We start from the raw sequence: 19952 nt of genomic DNA, 5'->3' as shown, positions 1-19952 counted from the left end.
GCGCAGTCCGTAGCCGCTTCTACGCATTGAGCGGTCGTCCAGAGACATCCTAAGGTTCAACATCGCTTTTTCATGGCAGGGGTCGCGGGGCGTCATCACGATCGAGAAACAGTACAGGGTTTCCGACGGTCACCGTGCCCTAAGCCGAGCGGCCGCGCACACTATGCCTTGGACGCCGTCGTCGGTCTTTCTGTGGCTTTAAGGCGAGGCCAGCGAAGGGCGGCTGCGGCCAGGCTGACTCGTGCGTATCTCAGACCCGTCATATGCTCCCGCCCACCCCATTTGGCGACATGAGGGACAACACTCAGCAATTCTTCGAGAACCTCAAGAACGAGACATCTAGTTAGGACAAACCGTTGTGAGGATCGCCAAGCGTCGACGGGGCGTCGAGGACTGATCGCTCCTCGCCGGCCTCATATGAACGGTCGGCGGCAGCTACAGGATCCAACGGAGGATCGATATTGAGGACACTCTGGCCTAACTGCTAGCCCTAGGCGAGGAGCTCGTGGGGGCGACGGCCTGGGCCCAGTTCAGGCGCGCCGGACAGCGGCAGGCCCCCGCACCCATGAAGATGAGACGGAGCAGGGAATTGGCGGTCGGGGCGGCTTAGTTCCAAAGTTCCTGACCCCCGATCTGAAGCTCGGCCGTCTTGGCGCCGACGTCGACGGTGATGCGCAATACGTCGCCGCGCTGCGCGCCCGTCGCAGCGATCGCCGGGTGCCAGCCCCAGCAGAACGCGTGGTCGTCACCAAGCTTCGCCGTCGTCACAGGCACGCCGTCGAGCATGACGGCGAGCGCCTGGCCGGCGAGCATGTTCTGGATCTCCGGGACGAACGAGAGTACACCGCTACCAAGAAACGATGTGGTGACATCCATGGTTTGAGCAATTCGCCCGTCAGCAGCCCAGGACCACGACTTCCGTCGTGGCTCAGCCTTGAGCCGTGCCCTCGCAGCGGTACGGATCGCCTCGACGGCGCCAGGATTGGGCGAGCTACCGCGGAGACCCCATACGTTGGGGCCAAATTTCTCCATCCACTCCCCGTAAGTGGTCCAAATTCCGTACGTGCCCGGAGAGATGCCCGCATCGCTGCAGGCCTCGTACAGGGACTGGCGGTCCATCACCTGATACTGCGACCCCTTCAGCACGTCTATCATCATCGCAGTCGTAGTGCCGAGGATTTCGCGGTAGTTGAGCGGCTCGATCGGGCGCACGAGGTCATCTTCCACAACGAAATAGGGGCTCTCCTCAAAGAAAGCCTTCATGGCCGCGATCGGGGGCAGGATATCGAGACCGCGAAACTTCCACATCCGGCGCGCGCCTTCGTGGATCGATGCGACCGTCTGCGGCGAGTTCACCGACAGGATCGACCGCGCCGTGTTCACCAGGCGATTCGCGTGGCTCCCGTCGTGGTCCTTCTCGACCCAGAGCCACTCGCCCGCCCACTTAATGCTCGGCTCCCGCTCGAGAACGCGGCGGATGTCTGTGGCATCGAGCTGTTTATCGGGGCTGGCAAGAGCCTGCCGAATCTCCTCGACGGTCGTCATGCCGTAGGAGCTCGTGTGCTTCTTGGCTACGGAGACGGCCTTCATCACTGGCACTTCTGACTCCTCCACTAGCCAACCGTCCATGGATACCAGTTGCGTACCGACCAGGTCTGTCGGTGAAGTGCCCGTGAGCTTGAGGATATTGAGGAACCCCTTGCCAGTGAGAGTGGGGCGCGTCATGCCTGACCTAGCGAGTCGACGCCCAATGGGTTCGGGAACCGGCGACCGCGCGACAAGAGTCTCCGCGACCTCCCGAGCGCCGGAGACCGCCGTGCCCCTAAGCTGCGGCTCGATCTTCGCCATAACCTGACGAACACGCTCACGCGTGACCCCGGATGCAGCGCCCGCCTCGTCGAGCGTCGCCACATCGCCCTTCGTTCCTACCCGCATCGCAATCGCCCTAAGCCATTCGTCGGACGGCTGCCGCTTGAACGCGGCCTTGTATGCCTCGATCAGCAGGTCCTCGACCTCGTCCTCGAAACTACGATTGGTCATCGAGATGTGCCCTTCCCTTCTACTGGGGTGATGGTTGCTGTGCCGGCGAGGAGATTCAACGCGATCGTCGCACGGGCGCCGACCGGCAGCCTCAGTTCCGAAAGTAGCGAACCAAAGCCCCAGAGCCTGGCGTTCCCCACCGCTACACGCATCGGTTTCTCCCCCTCGTCCACACGAAACTCTCGTCCCTCTATGAACTCCGACACCGCCTTCGGCACGGTGACGACCGGGCTCGGACTGCGTGGGACCGAAAACTCGATCATAAGCGACCCGTCCGCGCTCCAGGCGAATGTTGTTGGGCGAGCCCGCCCGGCGCGTCGAGGTTCGGCGACACGCGTCGGTTCGCCAGCTGCTTCCTGTCGCCCTCCCCGCAAAGCCCACGTGCCGCGGCCCACCCGCCTGACCGCCGGATGGATGCTTAGAGTCGTCGCGATTGTCGTCGGCTTCAGCCCTGCCCCCGCTGCCGCCTCGAAGAGCCCGCTCCGGTCAACCCCGCCGGGTTGGTCGCGCAGCGCATCGAGTAGGAACTGGCTGACCAGGTCAAGTTCCTCTGGCAGAACCGACGCGATCGTAAGCGGGCGCGCGCCCGAGTCAGCAGACGAGACGCTGAATCCGCCGGCCTCGCTGGCCCACGCGCGCATCGAGGCAACATCAGCAGGTAGTGGAGAGTACGGGGGCCTCCCGCCGGCGCGGGCCCAGGCATTCAGCACCTCATCCCACGGAAGGGGCCCGGTCATCGTGAGCAATCGACGCAGCGCGCGTGCAGTGGCAGGGGAGGCCGCCGATGGCTCGGACGGCGCGTGCAGCGACAGCGATGAGTACACCGTGCCGCTAGTCGTCCCGGATGTGGGCTCGATCGCGTTCAACAACTCGTTCCGAGCCCGCCGGACAGTCTCACGAGAAACGCCGACATCGGCGGCGATTGCGTCGAGACTCGCACGTTCGCCGTGGGCGCGGTCCAGCCCGGCCGCACGAAGGGCCATCATCGCTTTTGCCGCGTTCCACGTGCTCGTGACCTCGAGCGCCGCCTGGCGCAGCTCCTCGAGGTTAGGTCTAAGCGACTCGCTCATAATTCTATATTGACACATGGTAGTAAGTGTGCGAAAGTTGCATCTGGCAGTAAGTGTGCGATAGAAGGAAAGCTTATGAGGCTAACGAAGAAGGACGTGTCGGTGCTTGCGCTGGCCAAGTTAGGCGGGGCGGCGACCGTGATCGCCACTGAGGATGCAGCAATCGCGGCCCACGCCATCGACCGCGGGGCGTTCGGGTGGAAAAAGTATCCGGAGCGAGTAGACCTCGATGCAGTTCGCACCACTCTTCGCCACGAGGGAGAGGGCAAGGACCCCCGTATCGAAGGTTCGATTCAGAAGGGCTGGCATCTCACACCCCGCGGCGTTGAATGGATCGAGGCCAACCTCGAGCTCCTCGGCGATACGACGATCACGGTTGCTCCAACTTCGGCAGCCTCGCAACGTCGACGCGCAGAGACCCGCGAAGAGGGAGCCGCCGTGAACCGCATACGCATCTCGGAAGCGTTCCGACTGTGGACTGAGGGTAAGAAGTTCACGCCGCGACAAGCGGCCGGCGTTTTCCGCATCGACGAGTACACCCCCGCCAAAGACCGCACTCGCAAGACCGCGCAATTGCAGGAGCTGAGTCGCGGCGACGAGGACATCGAAGCATTCATGAAGGAGGCGATCCCGTCGGCCCTCGAATTGCGCGCGCCGGTCGGGCGTCTTCAGGAGGGAAACCAATGAGCAACATCAACGTTGTCAGCCATGTTGGCCGGGACATCATTCAGTCCGCACAGCTCTTCCGAACGCCCGAGGCGGCGGTGTGGGAGTACGTCGTCAACTCGTTGCAGTACGTTGACCAAGGCGTTGTCCCGCACGTGCGGGTGACAGTCGATGTGCCGGGTAAGAAGATCACGATCGCGGACAACGGTTCGGGGATGGACCACAAGGGCCTCCAGCACTTCTTCACCATGCACGGCGAGAACCAGCAGCGCAGGATCGGTGTCCCGGGACGCGGTAAGTTCGGCACCGGAAAGTCCGCGTCGTTCGGCATCGGCTCGGGTCTGACTGTCTCGACGACGAAGAACGGCAAAAGGCAAACCGTCGAGGTGACGCGCAAGGCGATCGACGAGTCCGACGGGAAGTCGGTTCCGGTCAAATTCATCGAGGACGACGTCGACGCGACCGGCGACTCGAACGGCACAACTGTCGTGATCAGCGGGATCACTGTCCGGCTTGCCAAAGAGCCGATCGTTGCACTCATCGAGCGCCACTTGTCGGCCTTCCAGGGTTCGCCCGTCGTCACCGTTAACGGTCGCGCCTGCGAGATTGTGCGCCCGACCGCTGCGATCACCAAGGTATTCAAGCCGACACCGGTTCTGGCCGCACTGATCGGCGATGTCGAACTCACAGTGAAGGCCGCCGCTGCCCCGCTCGAGGACATTCACCGCGGCGTGCAGATCACGATCGCCAGTGACAACCTTGTCGCCGTCGAGACAGCCGGCGTCGACACGAAGGAGTACGGCAAGTACCTCTTCGGGCACATCGACTGCCCCGAGCTGGACAACGCGAAGTACGACCCCGTGGCCGCGTACACCAACGACCGCAGCATGAAGCTCAACCCCGCTCACCCGGTTGTCCAGGCGCTTATCCCGTTCATCGGCGCCAGCCTCGAACAGGTCCGTCAGGAGCTTGTCGAAGCAGGTCGCCAGGCGAAGGCCGACGCCGACCGCAAGCGCCTTAAGGAGACGACTGACAAGATCGAACAGATCCTAAACGCCGACCTCAAGGACTTCCGTGAGCGGGTCGAAGGCCTCGGTAACAACGTCCGCCGGCGCACCCCGCTCGACGGCGAGGCTGGAGGCAAAGAGGAGCACCCGACCGATGAGGTTGTGGACCCGGATGGCCAAGAGACCGGGCGCCAGGACGGGGTAGGCGGCGAGAATATCGACGAACCGACCCCCAACCCTGACCCAACGCCGCGTCCACAGACTACTCCAGGGGCCAATAACCCGGGGGGCGAGAACGCGTCACCTGCCGGGACCACAGACCCGGAGGGTGCAGAGAATATCGCGCCCGCAGGCGCTAGCCATAGCCGCCTCCGGGGTGGCCTCATTATCGACTATGACCACTACGGAGCGGACTACGACCGGTACCGGTGGGCGCAGGACGAGCGAAAGATCGTCATTAACCTCGATCACCCCGTGGTGAAGGCCGCCAAGGATCTTCCCGACGATGAGACGACCTACCGTCGCCTCATCTGGGAGATTGCGTTCACCGCATACGCCGTGGCCCTCGCGGATTTGCAGTTCGAACGCGACCCCGCGCGAGATTCCAGCGACGCAACATACGAGATCCGCGAGGCTCTACGCAGGGTCTGGGCGAACGCGGGTTCCCTGTACGCAGTCTGAGTCCCAAGCTGGCCCCGCGGGAGGTACGGCTGCGGGACAGGTTCACTCAGCATCTCGGCAAAGCTGGACGGGGCGGCGCCGACCGGTCTGGCGCTTCCGAGGCGGGCCTCTACTCAGCCCACGTTGACCATTTGTTGAATGCCTGTGCCGGGGGGTGGGAGGACGGTATAGACGACCTGTCCGTCATCTCCCCGCCGGCGGCCTCTACCGTGCTTTGCAGCGCAAAGCGCCGGACGGTTTTGACGCGCCGAGCTGCGCAGGCCCGCCGCCTTAGCAGCGACGGGCCTGCGCACGCTGTTCAACCGGTTCGATGCCGCTAACTGCCAGACAAGCTCTACCCCGAAGGGGACCGCTGACAGAAGGTCCTGGGCTACTGCGGGACCTGGTGGAGGTCCTGAGGGATGTGAAGTCGGCCCAGGCTGGCAAACACACAGGTCAAGCTACTACCTGACAGGTGTTCTATTTCCGTCACGTGCACGCGATCAGTTCTTAGCTACGGCAGGTAACTTGCGAGCCGCTCCGGAGCCCACACCTTGTTCACGAGGTCGAGCAACAGCTCCGTTCGTTCCAGCTGCTCCTGCTTCCCGAACTTTTCGTACGGTTTGAAGGGCAAAGACTCCCGTACACGGAAACCCTCGAACTGTGGCTGGTGCTGGTAGGCACTGCCGGTCAGGCTGGCCGCATAGAGGTTTTGTTTGGCATAGTGAGGCGCCTTTTCGGCAAATGGCTTGTCCTGATAGCTCCGATTGACGTCCGCGGGCAGGAGGAGCAGCCCGGCTACGTTGTTGCGCCAGTTCTCAAAGTCTTGACGCGTGGCGCACTCGTCCTGGTAACGGCTGTAGTCGTTAGCCCAAATGTGCTCGACGTCGCTCGGGTTTTTGGCCTTTCGATCCACATACTTGTCAAAGAGATCTGGCTTACCAGAATTGACCTCGACGTACGCGGTGACGCGAGCGAGCATGTGATAGATGTACCGACGGCTGAACTGATTCAAGCCAAGTCCGGCAATGCCCCGCCGCCCGCGGCTTTCGCTGCCTTCAAAATCGACATCATCTTCCTTGAGTTTTCGGCTCAGAATGTCGACGAGCTCTACAACTGACTTGCCCCGAATTTCTTTGCAGAGCAGGTACATGGTGTAGCTGGTGGATGAATACCCAACGCGAATGTAGTTGGACGTACGCCGCATCAGCCAGATGTCGAGGTAGGAGGCCGTGATTGCCAGCTTTCGACGCACCGTTTCATCGTCATCGTCGACGTTCAGCGCGGCCATGAGCACTGTCGTTTGCCAAGTGAAATCGTTGTGTGCGTTGTAGAACAAAGGCTCCAAGCCCTTTGTGTATGTCCGGCTTGCTTGAAGAATCAGCTTGTGCGCTCTGGCGAAGAACGGAAACTCCTCCGTCATTAGAGCGAGATTTCTTGGCTCAGACCCGGCACCTAGACGCTCTTCGTTGTCTCTAATCCACCGGTGGAAGGTGGTGCCAATCAGTTCCCAGTCCTTGTCCGACGAGCCCGCCTTTCGCTCACGGATGCTTTCGGCGTACTTCGACCGAAGCCAGGCCTTGAGGCATGTGGCGTCTCGCTCCGGATCCGGATCAGCCTCCCAGGAGATCAAGTCCAGGACAGTCTTCTTCCACATCCGGTTTGCATCCTGGCGGTGTTGCTCTTGCTCAATCGGGGCCAACAGATAGGCCTTCAACATGTCAACTGGGCTAAGCGGCCTGCCTCGGTCATTCATCGTCTCAAAGATCGAGTAGGCGTGGGCGTCATTTTCAGTCGCGATCTCAATGAGCCCGACATTGCCCATAAGCCAATAGATGAAGCTCTGCAGACCCTCCCCGAGGTCGTCAACGACACCAGTGCTTTCGATGTCCTGGTAGCGAGCGAGAATCGTGCGGATAGATTCTTCTTTTCCGTCAGCGTTGTATTCTTCGCCGTTGAAGAGCGCCCTGATGACGGGGACCCGCTCAGGAATATCCAGGTTGAACTTCTTCTCGCCATACGTGTCCGAGAAGATGAGGGGCTCGATTGTGGACGCAACCTGCAAGTTCTTCTCTTTCGCTGCACGGTACAAATGGATCAGCAACAGCGTCAGGGAAGTGACACGCTGCTGCCCGTCCACCAGGTAGCTCTTTCCGCTTCGTTGAGTCACGATTATTGACCCAAGAAAGTAACTGGCGTAGCCACTGGCTGCCACCGGGCTATCGCCAGGCGTGTACTGTGCATCGAACTTTCCGAAAAGATCCGAGACTAGCTCTTCAATATTCTGACGTTCCCACTTGTATTCGCGTTGATAGTCGTCAATGGAGAACGATCGACTCTGCAGCAGTTGTGTGATGGTGCGATAGTGCGGCGTAATAGTGCTCACGCGTGAAACCTCTTCCCTAACCGGTTTAACCCCAGCATCCGGCGCCGGTGGATGTATGCCTGCGCAGCTGCGACTTTCAGGATCATTGTGCCACCGCAGCAGCATTAGCAAACACATCAGCCGGCATCGGCCGGTGCAGCTTCCAGGTAATCGCGATCGGCTTCTCCCCCACGTGCTGCACATAGTCCACTTGGCCAAGGCAGGTGTACGGCACGGTCAGCCCGGTCTCGTCTTCTGACGTATCCCGGGTGAAGATCAGGATCTTCGAACCGTGCGCGGCACGGTCCAGATACCGCTTACCAGTCGGGCTTCCGGGTGACGTGGCATTCTGCGATTCCCAATGGAATAGCTCCGGGCTGATGGCGTAGTCCTTGTACATCGTGGTGGCCGAGTGCTTCTTATCGTCCTTGTTGAGCGTGACAAAGAAGGCGTCCGTAGCAGTAGCGGGACACCAGGCCACACCCTCGCGGTGCTGCACGTTCTTACCCAGCTCCAGCGAGCCGTATTGGAGTGCCGCCAGGATCTCCTCGCGCCGGTAGGTCGCGTGCGAGAGCAACGGAATGTGTTGAAGCCCCGCACCCAAACCCTTCGCCGCGTGCTTGGAGGCGGCCACTCCGAGCTTCACGAGTTGGCGGATCTCGCTGCAGACGAACTGGTAACCGCGCAGATAGTCGAGTCCGTCGTCGTACGACTGGAACGCGCCCCCGTCGTCCCATAGAGTGTAGAACAGCATGCGGGCGAACGTCTGTTCCCGCATGCCGAGCTCCGCGTAGCGGGGCGCGTCGGCGCCGACGAGCATCGAATAGGCTTCCGCGCGTTCCGGATCGTCCACGTGGATCAGGGCGGCCATGCGGCCGAGGAGCTTCTTCTCGCCAGCGTCGGACAGCTCCTGGATCTTCCCACTGAGGAGCGTCTCCAGCGGCGAGAACCCGTCGATCAGCGCGGCCTGGCGCAGGTAGCCGGTCCACGAGTCCTTGGTGGACCGGTAGATCGATTTCACGTCATTTCCGGACCGCTCCAGGTAGGCCTCCAGCTCCGTCTCCGCGAACGAGGCGATGTCCCGAACCAGTTGCGCACGGTTGAACCGCAGCTGGGCCTTGATGTTGTCCAGCACTACTTTCTGCGCCACCCGGTCCAGCACGATCTGAGAGCCCGACGGCAGGTACGGGAACTCGTCCTCGACGGCCTTTTCCAGCTCCTTGCGCCCGTATCCGGTGAGCGCCCGGTAGCGCAGATCGAAGCGGAACTCGCGGCGTTGCTGGCCGATGAAGTCCATCACGGTCAGGACCGCCTTGCCCTCGGCCCGTCGCAGACCGCGTCCCAGCTGCTGGAGGAAGATGGTGGCGCTCTGCGTGGGCCGGAGCAGGAGGATGGTGTCCACCTGCGGCAGGTCCAGGCCTTCGTTGAAGAGGTCGACGGCGAAGATGCAGTTGATCTCCCGTGTGCGAAGCCGTTCCAGCGCGGCTGCACGGTCGGCGTCGTCGGTGCTCCCGTCGACGGCAACGGAGGCGATGCCCGCGCGGTTGAACACCTCGGCCATGTAGTGGGCATGCTGGACCGAGACGCAGAAGCCGATGGCCCGCATCTGCTCGGTGCTGGTGACCTTGTCGCGGAGTTCGCGGATCACCTTGGCGGCACGGGCGTCGTTGCCGGTGTAGAGGTTGTTCAGCTGCGCGATGTCGTAGTTGCCGCGCTTCCACTCCAACTGGCTCAGGTCGACGTCGTCAGAGACGCCGAAGTAGTGGAACGGCACGAGCAGATCCGCGTCCAGAGCATCCCAGAGGCGCAGTTCGCTGGCGGTGCGGCCGTCGAAAAACTGCTTGGCGACGTCGACGCCGTCGCCGCGTTCCGGCGTCGCTGTCAGTCCGAGGAGCTGCTGCGGCTCCAGGCGGTCCAGCAGCCGGCGGTAGGTGGGCGCCATGGCGTGGTGGAATTCATCGATGACGACGACGTCGAAGAAGTCGGGTTCCAGCTGCTCGACGCCGAGGGACGAGAGCGACTGGACGGAGGCGAAGATGTGCCTCCACTGCCGTGGTTTGTGCTCCCCGACGTAGAGTTCGCCGAAGGTGCCGTTCTGCATGACGTCTCGATAGGTGCGCAAGGCCTGCTTAAGGATTTCCTGGCGGTGCGCGACGAAGAGCAGCTTCAGGTCCTTGCCGGCTGCTTCGCAGAGACGCTTGTAGTCCAGGGCGGCGATGACGGTCTTGCCGGTGCCGGTGGCTGCGACCACGAGGTTGTGGTTGAAGCCCTTGAGCCGCTCGGCTTCCAGGTCTTCGAGCATTTCCTCCTGGTGGAGGTAGGGCTGGACTTCGAGGCCAGTGGCGGCCCCCGGGATGGCGCTGCGCCGGCCGCCGTTGCGTTCCAGGGCGGCGTCCAGTTTTTCGCCATCGCGTTCGGGATCATAGCTCTGGAAGGCGCGCTGCGCCCAGTAGCTGTCGAAGGTGACCTCGAACTTCTGCAGCAGTGCGGGTGTGCCGACGGAGCTGAGCCGGACGTTCCATTCCAGTCCGTCCAGGAGGGCAGCCTGGCTGAGGTTGGAGCTGCCGACGTAGGCGGTGTCGAATCCTGAGTCCCGTCGGAACAGCCAGGCCTTGGCGTGCAGGCGGGTGGCCTGGGTTTCGTAGCTGATCTTCACCTCGGCGCCGTAGCGGTTGACGAGTTCGTCGATGGCGCGGCGTTCCGTGGCGCCCATGTACGTCGTGGTGATGACTCTTAGGCGGGAACCGCGTTCCTTGAGCTGTGCGAGGGCTGGTTCGAGGAGCCTCAGTCCGGTCCAGCGGACGAAGGCGCAGAGCAGGTCCACGGTGTTGGCGGACTCCATCTCGGTCCTTAGCTCGGCCGCGAGGTTGGGATCGTCCTTGCTGTTGGTGAGGAGGGCGGAGTCACTCAGCCTGGTGGTGGGCCGGCGCAGTCTACGGCGCTTGAGGGTGTCCGGGCGGTGGAGGGACTGGAGTTGGGTGGGGCCCTCGGCGATGCGGTCTGTTGTATTCAGTTCCTGGAGGAGGCGGTTGGCGAGGCCGACTCTCTCCGCCGGTTTGGCTGCAGAGAGGGCCTGCCGGACGGCGTCGGCGACGTGGCGGGAGAGGATGTCCGGGGAGTCATCGTCTTCGATCTCTGCGAAGACTGGCTGGAGTTGCGCCTCTTGGCCCAGACGCTCGCCGAGTAGGTCCGTGTTCAGTAGTTCGTACAGGCCCTCGGGCAGCTGCTCCGCCGCCACTCCCCCAAAGAAATTAGTCACCGCGCCAGGGTATGGGGTGGAAGCGACAATGACGAAAAGTCAAGTTGCCCGGAGGTCACCTAACATGGGCGGATGACCATCTCAGTGGGGGAACTCTTCGACAAATGTGGACTACATCCGGCCGGCGTTGTGAAATGGGGTCAACAGGTTCCACTGGACGCGCCAGGCGTTTATGTAGTCGCTTCAACACCCGACATTCGTGACTCGTCGGGGGCACTTCGGAGCTACAGTCACAATCCCGCGGCGTTCGAAATGCTGCGCGATGTCTGCCCTGCCGTCGAGATCGACGGAAAATCCGCCACGGGCGATGAGATGGCGGCGCGCGTTGGAGCCTTCTGGATTCCAGATTCCGCTGTGCTCTACATCGGGCGTGCGGGGACCTCCGTTCAGAAGAGGGTGCGTCAGTATTACGTCACACGCATCGGGCAGCGATCGCCACACGCAGGAGGCTGGTGGTTAAAGACCCTCGCTGGTCTGGACGACCTCTTCGTTCACTACGCCTCGGCGTCAGATGCAAAATCGGTGGAGACGGCCTTGATCTCTGCATTCGCTGAATCTGTCCCGCTTGCCAGCGTCAGGAACCTCCACGACCTCCAACACCTCGCACCCTTCGCGAATGTTGAAGTACGGCCGGGAGTCCGGAAGCGGCACGGCATGGCAAACTACAAACTCACGTGATTGCACGGCCGGAACCTGCATTAACAACCGCCAACTTGGCTTTCGCCACTAACATCCGTGGGGTCAATACACCTATGGCTTTGCAGAGCGGTAGTCCACACCGCCCTCTGCGACGACAAGGCCGGTCAGGCAGACAGAACCTTCTAAGTTCGTCAACCCAACTGGCCTGCCGTGCCGAATGAAGGTCCACCCTAACGACTTTGGGGAGGTCCAATGCGCGCTAAAGAGCCCGCTATGCCAAACCAGCGCGTTCATTCTTCTCGATCACAACAGCGTTGCCATTCGCGGTCACTGCAAATAAGAATGGCAGATACAGTGTTCCGCCCGAACTACTCGCGGTCTCGGGGTCCATGGTCAGGTAGTCGAAATCCACTCCGATCACAGCGTTGCATCCGAGTGCATAAGCGGCTTCTTTCAACTCCGCTAGAGCGTTTTGCCTGATGCGCGACAGACCTGACAGCAGATCTGCGCCGACGTCCTTGCTCCCGCGCCCAAACCATCCGTGAGTTGGGCGGTCCATCGATACCGCGTCATCGCCGGAAATGTAGCCTGAGTATTTGGTGATGTTGTAGCCCTCAAAGTTGAAACCGGAGCTGATGAGCATGCTCGCCATGGCCTGCTGCTTGGCCAGCTCGGCTTGATCCGCGTTGGCCTGCTCGAGCGCGAGACGTTCTTGTTCCTGAGCTTCCCGTGCCTTCTCCTGCGTACGGTACTTGTTGAAGTGGCCTACCATCTCGTCCGCGTTGACGCCGTCGTCGACGCTCAGGCCAGTAATTCCAGACTTGAATTGGAAACTGGATTGCCTTAACCACAGATCGAAAGCGGCCGGATCAAGCTGGTATTTCTTGGCAATGTCTCTAGTTTTCATGTAACTCTCTACCGTAGATACTTCATGGCGTGCTGGTTGGGGCGATATCAAGGATTGGGCTTGCATAGCGATAGCTATTCATCGGGGTCTGGCTCACACCTTTGGAGTAGCGTTTGCATGTCCGAAAGCAAACCAACCACGATTTCCTGTTGGGGAACTTTTCCCGAATGCAGAGCCTATCCCGAACGACAGCGTGCCCACACGGAGTACCCTTTCACTTCGAAGAGTTCCCCGCTGCCCCATCGAGCGCACGCAGGTGGCGCCGGACGCCTTTGACCTGCAGAGGCCCAAGGCACAGATCACTTTTTGGTCCGGTGGCGTTACTCCCCTGCCCGCACCCACAACCGCGACGGCCTTCCCCGAGTCCCGTCGGACATCTGCCCGGTCTCCTGCAGCTTCGGCTCCATGAACCGCCGGAACGTATCGCGCATCAGCGTCGCCCCCGCCACCGCCTCATGCAGTTCCCTCAGGTCCTTCAGCGTGAACGGTTCGGCCAGCAGCGCTCCAGGGTCGGGTGCCTCCGCGTAGGCAGCCCGCAGCCACTCCACCGCCTTCGCCACGATGCCCACGTGGCCATAGGGCAGGTCGGCGATCAACTCCGGCTCCCCTGTCACGGATGCCAGCCGGACGCCGTCGGACGTTAGCGCCTGCTCCAACGCTGCCAGCGGCACCACGTCCACGTGCGCTGCCGACAGCACCCAGCCGCGGTCGTCACGCCCCGGGTCGTCAAAGACCTGCAGCTGCCGCGGCACCCGCCCGGAGATCCCCGCCTTCTCCCGCAGACAGCGCAGCACCGCGTCCGCCAGGGTCTCGCGCTCCCGCAGGAACGTGCCGGGCAGCGCCCACTTTCCGTGCTGGTGATCCTCCGCCCGCCGCACCAGCAGCACGCAGACGGAACCGTCCGCCACCGTCAGCACCGCCGTATCCGCCGCCACCGAGGGGCGCGGGTAGTCGAGCAGGGACGCTCCGGGGTCGTTCTTAGAATCCTTCACAGGATTATTTATCGCAGTATTGCGCTAAAGATGCAAGCCATGCATACTGGAACCAATTAGCGCAGAACTGATCTAAATCACCGGGAGGTTTCCCATGAAAGTCCCCCAGCTCCACGTCGGCGCCGGCAGCAGGCTCGGCCCGCTCAGCATCTTCCCCGTCTGGACCTCCGGCTCCGGCAGCCTCGGCATCAGCACCGGCACCCACGCCGACGTGGCCGTGACCGAACTCGCCAGCGGTCCCCAGGTCGCCCGGCTCACCGTCACCAACAACGGCCCGCACCCGGCCCTGCTGCTGGAAGGCGAGCTGCTCGAGGGCGGACAGCAGCACCGGACCTGCGCCCGCGACGTCGTCCTGGGCCCCGGCGAAACCCGCGACATCGACACGTTCTGCGTCGAGGCCGGCCGCTGGGAGGCCGGCCAGTCCAGCCACCGGCGGCAGGCGCGGCGCGCACCGCTGAACGTCTGGTCCGAGCTGGCCAACGGCCTCGACGGCCGCCGCGGCGGCGACCGGCAGGGGCGGATCTGGGAGCGGGTCAGGCGCTTCGACGCCGCCCGCGGCGCGTCCGTGACCAGCTCCCTGCTCGACCACCTTGACCAGTTCAAAGACAACGCGCACAACCGCTTCGATGCCGCCGATGCCCCGGCACCGCTGGAGGGCCAGCGCGGCGTCGTGATCGGGCTGGGCCAGCAGCCGCTGCTGCTGGAGGTCTTCGGTACCGGCACGCTGTTCCGCCGCCACTACCGCCAGCTGATTGATGCTGCACTGCTTGACCTGGAGCTTCTCCCGCCGCAGGTCCTGGCCTCCAGTCCGATGCCGGGCCAGCGGGCCCGCGACTTCGCCGCCCACGTCCAGGCGATGGACTTCGGCACGTTCGACGGCGGCGCCACGGCCGTCGAAGTCCGCAGCCACGGTCCGCTTCGGAGCCGGAACGTCTCCCGCGCCGCCGGCACGGTCTCCGCCGCGGGCATCGCCGTCGAACTTCCCACGCGCCGCCCCCAGCTGGCCCACCTGACCGGCTGGAACACCCAACACCCCCTGATGGAGCTGGCATGAAACTGACCCCCTTGCAGAACGACCGCGCGGCCGGCGTCCTGGTCGCCCTGGCCGCGGGCGACGCCCTCGGCGCCGGCTACGAGTTCGGCGCGCCGTTGCCGGACGGCGCCGCCGTCACCATGAAGGGCGGCGGACCGTTCGGGTTCGCGCCGGCCGAGTGGACCGACGACACCTCCATGGCCGTGCCCATCGCCCAGGCGTTGCTGGAGGCAGCGTCCGACGCCGGCTCCTCCTCCCCCGCGGCGCTCGCCATGGTGGTCCGGGCCTGGACAGCGTGGGCGGCCGAGGCCAAGGACGTGGGCGCCCAGACCAGCTCCGTCATCGCCGCCGCCCGGCGGCTGGCTTCCGCGGCCGGCCGGAGCAAGGTCCGGGCCGCAGATTTCAGCGCCGCGGCTGCGGACTTCCACGCCCGCACCGGCCGGAGCGCCGGCAACGGCTCGCTGATGCGCACCGCCCCGCTGGCGCTGGCCTACCTGGACCGGGATCCGGCTTCCCTGATGGCCGCGGCGGGCGTGCTCAGTGCGCTGACCCACGCTGACCCGGACGCGCAGGAAGCCTGCGGGCTCTGGTGCGTGGCCATCCGGGAGGCGGTCCTGACCGGACGGCTCGATGTGCGGGTCGGGCTGCCGCTGCTGTCGACTGAGCGGGCTGCCCTGTGGCGGGAGCGGATCGAGGGTGCCGAGCGGTCCCGGCCGCGGGACTTCACCCGCAACGGCTGGGTGGTCGAGGCGTTCCAGGGAGCCTGGAGCGCCATCCACTTTGCCGGCTTGTCCGCCTCGGGACCGGCACACCTGCGGGCTGCGCTGGAGGAGGCGGTACGCGGCGGCCGGGACACCGACACCGTCGCGGCCATTGCCGGCGGGCTGCTGGGTGCCGCCTACGGGTACACCGCGGTGCCGTTCGAGTGGCGCCGGCGATTGCACGGCTGGCCCGGGCTCCGGGCCCGCGACCTCATGATGCTGGGCATGGAACTGGGCCGCGGCGAGGGCCGCCGGCCCGCAGCCTGGCCGCGCGCCGAGCGCCAGGACTACAGCATGTGGGGCCGCACAGACGCGCTGGTCCAGCACCCGCACGACGACGGCGTCTGGCTGGGCGGCGTCGGGGCCCTGGGGCGGGTGACGGAGCTGGGGATCGACGCCGTGGTGTCGCTGTGCCGGCTGGGGACGCTGGACCTGCCCGGCGTGGCACCGGAAGACCACGCCACGTTCTGGGTCGTCGACTCCGCCGTCGAGGAGGACAATGCGCATGCCGCGTTTGTGCTGCACGACGCGGCGGCCGCCGTCGAACGTTTCCGCGCGGAAGGCAAGACGGTGCTGCTGCACTGCGTCCGGGCCGAGTCCCGGACGCCGACCGTGGCGGCGCTGTATGGAGCGCGGGTCGCGGGGGTTACGCCGTTGGAGGCGCTGGCTGAGGTGCGGCAGGTGCTGCCTACAGCGCGGCCGAATGCGTTGTTTCTCGGGATGCTCGGCGCGATGCCGACGAGCCCAGTGAATAGTGTCACACCGGCCAAGTAGTCTGCTTTGACGAGCTTGAACAGTCCAAATGGGGGATGAATTGACTGACCTGATCCACAAGGTAATGAATGGGACGGACTCCGAGCCTGCCGCGGCCGCCTCTGTCCCAGCTTCTTACGACTACGCATTCTTGTACTCGTGGCAACAGGAGGCGCTGAAGGCTTGGCACTCAAATGCGCGGCGTGGGGTCGTGGAGGCCGTCACCGGATCAGGCAAGACCCGCGTCGGCATCGCTGCAGCATTTGAAGCCGTCCGCCAAGGAATCAAAGTATTGATTCTCGTCCCCACCGCGGAGCTCCAGCGTCAATGGCTGTCCTCTATCCAGCGCGACCTCCCCCGGGTTCGCCGGGGCGCCCTTGGCGACGGCAGCACAGATTCACTTGACCATGTGGACATTCTGGTGGCGATTGTCCACTCGGCGTCCAACCGCGAGACGCTGCGGAGCCACAAGGCCGGGCTGATCATCGCGGACGAATGCCACCGCTACGCCGCCCTCATGTTCACCGGGGCTCTTCAAGAAGGATTCGCCTGGCGACTCGGACTGACCGCCACGTACGAGCGGTCGGACGGAGAGCACGAGACGGTCTTGTCGCCCTATTTCGGCGGAGTCGTCCACAAGCTTTGGTACGACCGCGCGCTAAAAGACAATGTCATTGCGCCGTTCGACATTGCCCTCGTCGGTGTTGAACTCATGCCGACGGAGAGAGTCAATTACGACGACCTCTCGAACACCATGCTGGAAGCGGCGCGCAACCTGGAGACCTACGCCGGAATCCCCCGGCGACCATTCCATCAGTTCATAGCGGCAGTCGCCTCACTCGCGGGGTCAGACTCCATCACTCGGGAATCAACGATCGCCCGCAAATACATGCGGGCGATGGCGTCCAGGCTCACCTTGCTCGCGGAAGCCCGGACCAAGTACCACGCGCTGGCGGCACTCAAGGAGACCGTGGACCAGTCGCGCGGGACGCTGGTGTTCACCCAAACCCAAGAATCTGCACGGCGTGCCCAGGAGCTGTACACGGCAATGGGTTCGAAGGCTTCTGCAATCTTCAGCGGCATGGCCAAGGATGACCGCCGGCAAGGCATGGAGGACTTCCGCAACGGCACTTCGCAGATCCTCGCCGCGCCCAGACTGCTCGATGAAGGCATCGACGTTCCAGAAGCCGACCTCGGCATCATCGTCGCTGCCAATCGCAGCCAACGGCAGATGGTCCAGCGCCTGGGACGCGTCATCCGCAAGAAGGCCGATGGACGGGTCGGCCGATTGGTTGTCCTGTACTCGAAGGACACTGTCGAGGACCCCGATGTCCAAGGCGAAGAGTTTCTGGGCCGCGTGCTTCCGTTCGCCCGCAATGTCGAGTTCTTCGACATCAGGACCGACTTGGACCGGCTGCAGAGATTTCTCCACCAGATTGTGGCCGAGCCCAAACCCGAACTTCCGCCCTTCCGCGAGGTGGGTCCGATCGCTGGTGGGGAGCAGCCCCAGGCGTCTCCCGAGCCGCCACATGAAGAACCCCAAGACGATGCCGAGCCAACGGGTTTTGATTTGGAAGACGACGAGTGGCCTGAACAGCTCGCCGGCAGTGATGGCGTCACGGATGACGCCGTCGCTGACTATCTCCGTCGGCTGGGCCGCCACGAATTGCTGACTGCTGAGCGGGAAGTGGAACTGGCTCAGGAAGTCGAAGCAGGCCTTTACGCGGAGCAGCTCCTCCTGGACAAAGATGCGCCGCGGCCGCGGCGCGAGACCCGTGAACTTGAATTCCTTGCGCTGCTCGGCAAGCGAGCCGCTGACACGCTCCTGAACGCCAATCTTCGGTTGGTCGTTTCGATAGCCAAGAACCACACAAATCGCGGGCTCGACTTCCTGGATCTCATTCAAGAGGGCAACCTGGGGTTGCACCGGGCGGTCTGCAAGTTCGATTTCACCCTGGGTTTCAAATTCTCAACCTACGCAACTTGGTGGATTCGCCAGGCCATCACCCGGGCTTTGGCCGATCAGGCACGTCTTATCCGTTTGCCTGTCCACATTGTGGAGCAGATTCACAAGCTCCAGTCGGAGCAGCGTACTGCCGTAATGAATGGATCCTCATGCACCAATGAAGATCTTGGCCGCCTCACGGACAACTCAGTCGAGAAAGTTGATTACCTTCTGACCTTGGACAAGGCGATCTACTCGCTGGATATGCAAGTTCCCGATGGCCGAGGAGGAACCGAATCGCTCGCCGAACAGCTGGCCGATCCGTTTGAGCTGGACGTGACGGATCCGCTCTTTCAAGTAGCTATGCAGGAACAGCTGCGTGCTGTTCTGGACACACTTGAGGACCGTGAGGCAGGAATTATTGCTATGCGCTTCGGGATGACTGATGGCCAGGAAAAGACTTTGGACGCAATCGGCAAGGTTTATGGCGTCACCCGGGAAAGGATCCGGCAGATCGAAGTCAAGACAATGAAGAAGCTCTGCCATCCATCACGATCACAAGTGTTGCGACCCTTCACGTTTGACGGCCACGACCCGCTGCACGCCAAAGCACCCGTGGACACGGCAGCCGCTGCCTCGAAGGGCGACCAAGCGGTGTCTTTCGACTGTCACGCCCCGGGGCCGCGCGGCCAACCATCACCACCTGCCGGGCAATGTCGGCCGCTACTGGTAGGAATGGGAGCATGACTACAGCTCCTGAACTCAGTCGGGAACAGCGTGAGGCCGTCATGCGCAGTGAACCAGCGGGCGACGCGTACGCCGCCGGTGAACCTCTCCGCGCCATCGCCGCCGATTTGGGCTGCACGGTCGACGAACTCTGCAATTTCTTGGCCACGCAACCAGCCAGCCACCTTGAGCTACAGCGCGCGAGATCCGTCCGACGCCGGAGCCTGGCCACGGACGAATTTCTTTACAAGAACCGCGTCCTGCTGAACCGGCTGAACGCCGCCGGGATTGCCTGGTCTGATACCCCGAAGGTCCTGAAAGCGCTGCAGACGGCCATCGACGTGGAAGTCGCCGTCGAGCTCGTGCACATTCCCGGAGTCGCTTCCGAGCGGACGGCGAGGGAACTACCTCCACGGACCTTGGGCGACAAGCTCAGTCTTTTGTACGTGGCGGGCAAACACCACGGAATCGAACCGGACTATCAGCTGGCGCTCGGCACCATGCCGATCGAAGAGTTGGCCGAACTTCGGTCACTCATGCAACCCAACCTTCCGCCGCGACGCCTGGCGGAGTTCGCCGCCGTGGCGGAAACTACCAAGCTCGCCATCCGCGCCAGGGCGGCGCGGACCATCTCCTATGCGGACTACACGAAAACGGCGGCGACGGTTTCTTCGCGCCTGGGCAACACGAGAGTTGCCGCCGAGGGCCAGTGGCCGGTGCCGGGATTCGTGCTGCTACGCCGTTACGGTCATGGCTTCTGGGACGATGCACTGCAAGCTGCCGGGCTGAGCCTGCCAGGTTCCGAGTCCGGGTTTACCGACAAAGACTTTTTCGATGCGCTCGACAATTTCACGGAGGAATGCATCGGTTTTGAGCATCCCATGAGCATTGCCATCTATGACCGGTGGGTTTACTCCGAAGCGTCCATGAGGAATGACCGGCCTTCGGCGGTGGAAATCGTCCGTCACTACGGCACCTGGGCTTCCGCAATGGGGATTATCCTTCCGCAAGAGGACGAGGACGACGACGTGCTCGAAGAGGATACTGAGCAAGGCGCCCTGCTGGTCGGCTTGCCATCCGCCGTCCGGCGCGCAATCCACCCGCCGCAACAATCACTGGGGTTTTGAGC

At 63.2% G+C, this 19952-nt stretch carries 13 protein-coding genes; 7 read left to right on the top strand and 6 right to left on the bottom strand.

The genetic code is table 11. The features are described from left to right. Positions 1–606: 606 nt before the first annotated feature. Positions 607–2040 (bottom strand): hypothetical protein, encoded by a 1434-nt coding sequence (locus tag ABIB27_RS05190; protein WP_354253625.1) that lies wholly within the window; start codon positions 2038–2040, stop codon positions 607–609. Further along, a complete protein-coding gene (locus tag ABIB27_RS05185; RefSeq protein ID WP_354253624.1) occupies positions 2037–3110 on the bottom strand; it encodes a hypothetical protein in 1074 nt (357 codons plus the stop codon). The genes ABIB27_RS05190 and ABIB27_RS05185 overlap by 4 nt, the downstream gene beginning before the upstream one ends. Before the next feature lie 75 nt (positions 3111–3185). Between ABIB27_RS05185 and ABIB27_RS05180 the strand changes: the two genes are divergently transcribed. Together ABIB27_RS05180 and ABIB27_RS05175 are read left to right on the top strand one after the other, a co-directional pair. Further along, positions 3186–3797 carry a hypothetical protein gene (locus ABIB27_RS05180; RefSeq protein ID WP_354253623.1) on the top strand — a complete coding sequence of 204 codons (612 nt, stop codon included), beginning with the start codon at positions 3186–3188 and terminating at the stop codon, positions 3795–3797. Continuing rightward, positions 3794–5464 (top strand): ATP-binding protein, encoded by a 1671-nt coding sequence (locus ABIB27_RS05175; protein ID WP_354253622.1) that lies wholly within the window; start codon positions 3794–3796, stop codon positions 5462–5464. The genes ABIB27_RS05180 and ABIB27_RS05175 overlap by 4 nt, the downstream gene beginning before the upstream one ends. Before the next feature lie 493 nt (positions 5465–5957). On the opposite strand, the gene ABIB27_RS05170 is transcribed toward ABIB27_RS05175, so the two are convergent. Continuing rightward, positions 5958–7829 (bottom strand): DUF262 domain-containing protein, encoded by a 1872-nt coding sequence (locus ABIB27_RS05170; protein WP_354253621.1) that lies wholly within the window; start codon positions 7827–7829, stop codon positions 5958–5960. Between the two features lie 82 nt (positions 7830–7911). Further along, the gene (locus ABIB27_RS05165) at positions 7912–11031 is read right to left on the bottom strand and encodes a DEAD/DEAH box helicase (protein ID WP_354253678.1); all 3120 of its coding nucleotides are present in this window, start codon (positions 11029–11031) and stop codon (positions 7912–7914) included. 108 nt (positions 11032–11139) lie between these two features. On the opposite strand from ABIB27_RS05165, the gene ABIB27_RS05160 reads away from it, so the two are divergent. Continuing rightward, positions 11140–11745: a hypothetical protein gene (locus tag ABIB27_RS05160; RefSeq protein WP_354253620.1), complete on the top strand. Its 606-nt coding sequence runs from the start codon at positions 11140–11142 to the stop codon at positions 11743–11745. Positions 11746–11977: 232 nt separating this feature from the next. Here the strand turns inward: ABIB27_RS05160 and ABIB27_RS05155 are convergent, their stop codons facing one another. Further along, the gene (locus tag ABIB27_RS05155) at positions 11978–12613 is read right to left on the bottom strand and encodes a YbjQ family protein (RefSeq protein ID WP_354253619.1); all 636 of its coding nucleotides are present in this window, start codon (positions 12611–12613) and stop codon (positions 11978–11980) included. A gap of 320 nt (positions 12614–12933) precedes the next feature. Beyond that, the gene (locus ABIB27_RS05150) at positions 12934–13605 is read right to left on the bottom strand and encodes an NUDIX hydrolase (protein WP_354253618.1); all 672 of its coding nucleotides are present in this window, start codon (positions 13603–13605) and stop codon (positions 12934–12936) included. 94 nt (positions 13606–13699) lie between these two features. On the opposite strand from ABIB27_RS05150, the gene ABIB27_RS05145 reads away from it, so the two are divergent. Genes ABIB27_RS05145 through ABIB27_RS05130 form a run of 4 tightly spaced genes read left to right on the top strand, consistent with a single transcriptional unit; the run spans position 13700 to position 19950 of the window. Further along, positions 13700–14659: an ARPP-1 family domain-containing protein gene (locus tag ABIB27_RS05145; RefSeq protein ID WP_354253617.1), complete on the top strand. Its 960-nt coding sequence runs from the start codon at positions 13700–13702 to the stop codon at positions 14657–14659. Beyond that, the gene (locus tag ABIB27_RS05140) at positions 14656–16173 is read left to right on the top strand and encodes an ADP-ribosylglycohydrolase family protein (RefSeq protein WP_354253616.1); all 1518 of its coding nucleotides are present in this window, start codon (positions 14656–14658) and stop codon (positions 16171–16173) included. Before ABIB27_RS05145 ends, ABIB27_RS05140 begins: the two co-directional genes overlap by 4 nt. A gap of 40 nt (positions 16174–16213) precedes the next feature. After that, positions 16214–18844, top strand: a complete 2631-nt coding sequence (locus ABIB27_RS05135) for a sigma-70 family RNA polymerase sigma factor (protein ID WP_354253615.1) — start codon at positions 16214–16216, stop codon at positions 18842–18844. Next, positions 18841–19950, top strand: coding sequence for a hypothetical protein (locus ABIB27_RS05130; protein ID WP_354253614.1), 1110 nt, complete (start codon positions 18841–18843; stop codon positions 19948–19950). The genes ABIB27_RS05135 and ABIB27_RS05130 overlap by 4 nt, the downstream gene beginning before the upstream one ends. The last annotated feature ends 2 nt before the right edge of the window (positions 19951–19952 follow it).

This window comes from Arthrobacter sp. UYEF21 (assembly GCF_040546085.1).
GTDB lineage: Bacteria > Actinomycetota > Actinomycetes > Actinomycetales > Micrococcaceae > Arthrobacter.
The sequence above is the reverse complement of the archived record's forward strand: the minus strand, read 5'-3'. Positions and strand labels throughout refer to the sequence as shown.

Excerpts from the sequence above, each read along its gene's own strand:
- ABIB27_RS05140 (WP_354253616.1), top strand. The coding sequence starts at position 14,656 with ATGAAACTGACCCCCTTGCAGAACGACCGCGCGGCCGGCGTCCTGGTC.
- ABIB27_RS05160 (WP_354253620.1), top strand. The coding sequence starts at position 11,140 with ATGACCATCTCAGTGGGGGAACTCTTCGACAAATGTGGACTACATCCG.
- ABIB27_RS05130 (WP_354253614.1), top strand. The coding sequence starts at position 18,841 with ATGACTACAGCTCCTGAACTCAGTCGGGAACAGCGTGAGGCCGTCATG.
- ABIB27_RS05185 (WP_354253624.1), bottom strand. The coding sequence starts at position 3,110 with ATGAGCGAGTCGCTTAGACCTAACCTCGAGGAGCTGCGCCAGGCGGCG.
- ABIB27_RS05190 (WP_354253625.1), bottom strand. The coding sequence starts at position 2,040 with ATGACCAATCGTAGTTTCGAGGACGAGGTCGAGGACCTGCTGATCGAG.
- ABIB27_RS05155 (WP_354253619.1), bottom strand. The coding sequence starts at position 12,613 with ATGAAAACTAGAGACATTGCCAAGAAATACCAGCTTGATCCGGCCGCT.
- ABIB27_RS05145 (WP_354253617.1), top strand. The coding sequence starts at position 13,700 with ATGAAAGTCCCCCAGCTCCACGTCGGCGCCGGCAGCAGGCTCGGCCCG.
- ABIB27_RS05175 (WP_354253622.1), top strand. The coding sequence starts at position 3,794 with ATGAGCAACATCAACGTTGTCAGCCATGTTGGCCGGGACATCATTCAG.
- ABIB27_RS05180 (WP_354253623.1), top strand. The coding sequence starts at position 3,186 with ATGAGGCTAACGAAGAAGGACGTGTCGGTGCTTGCGCTGGCCAAGTTA.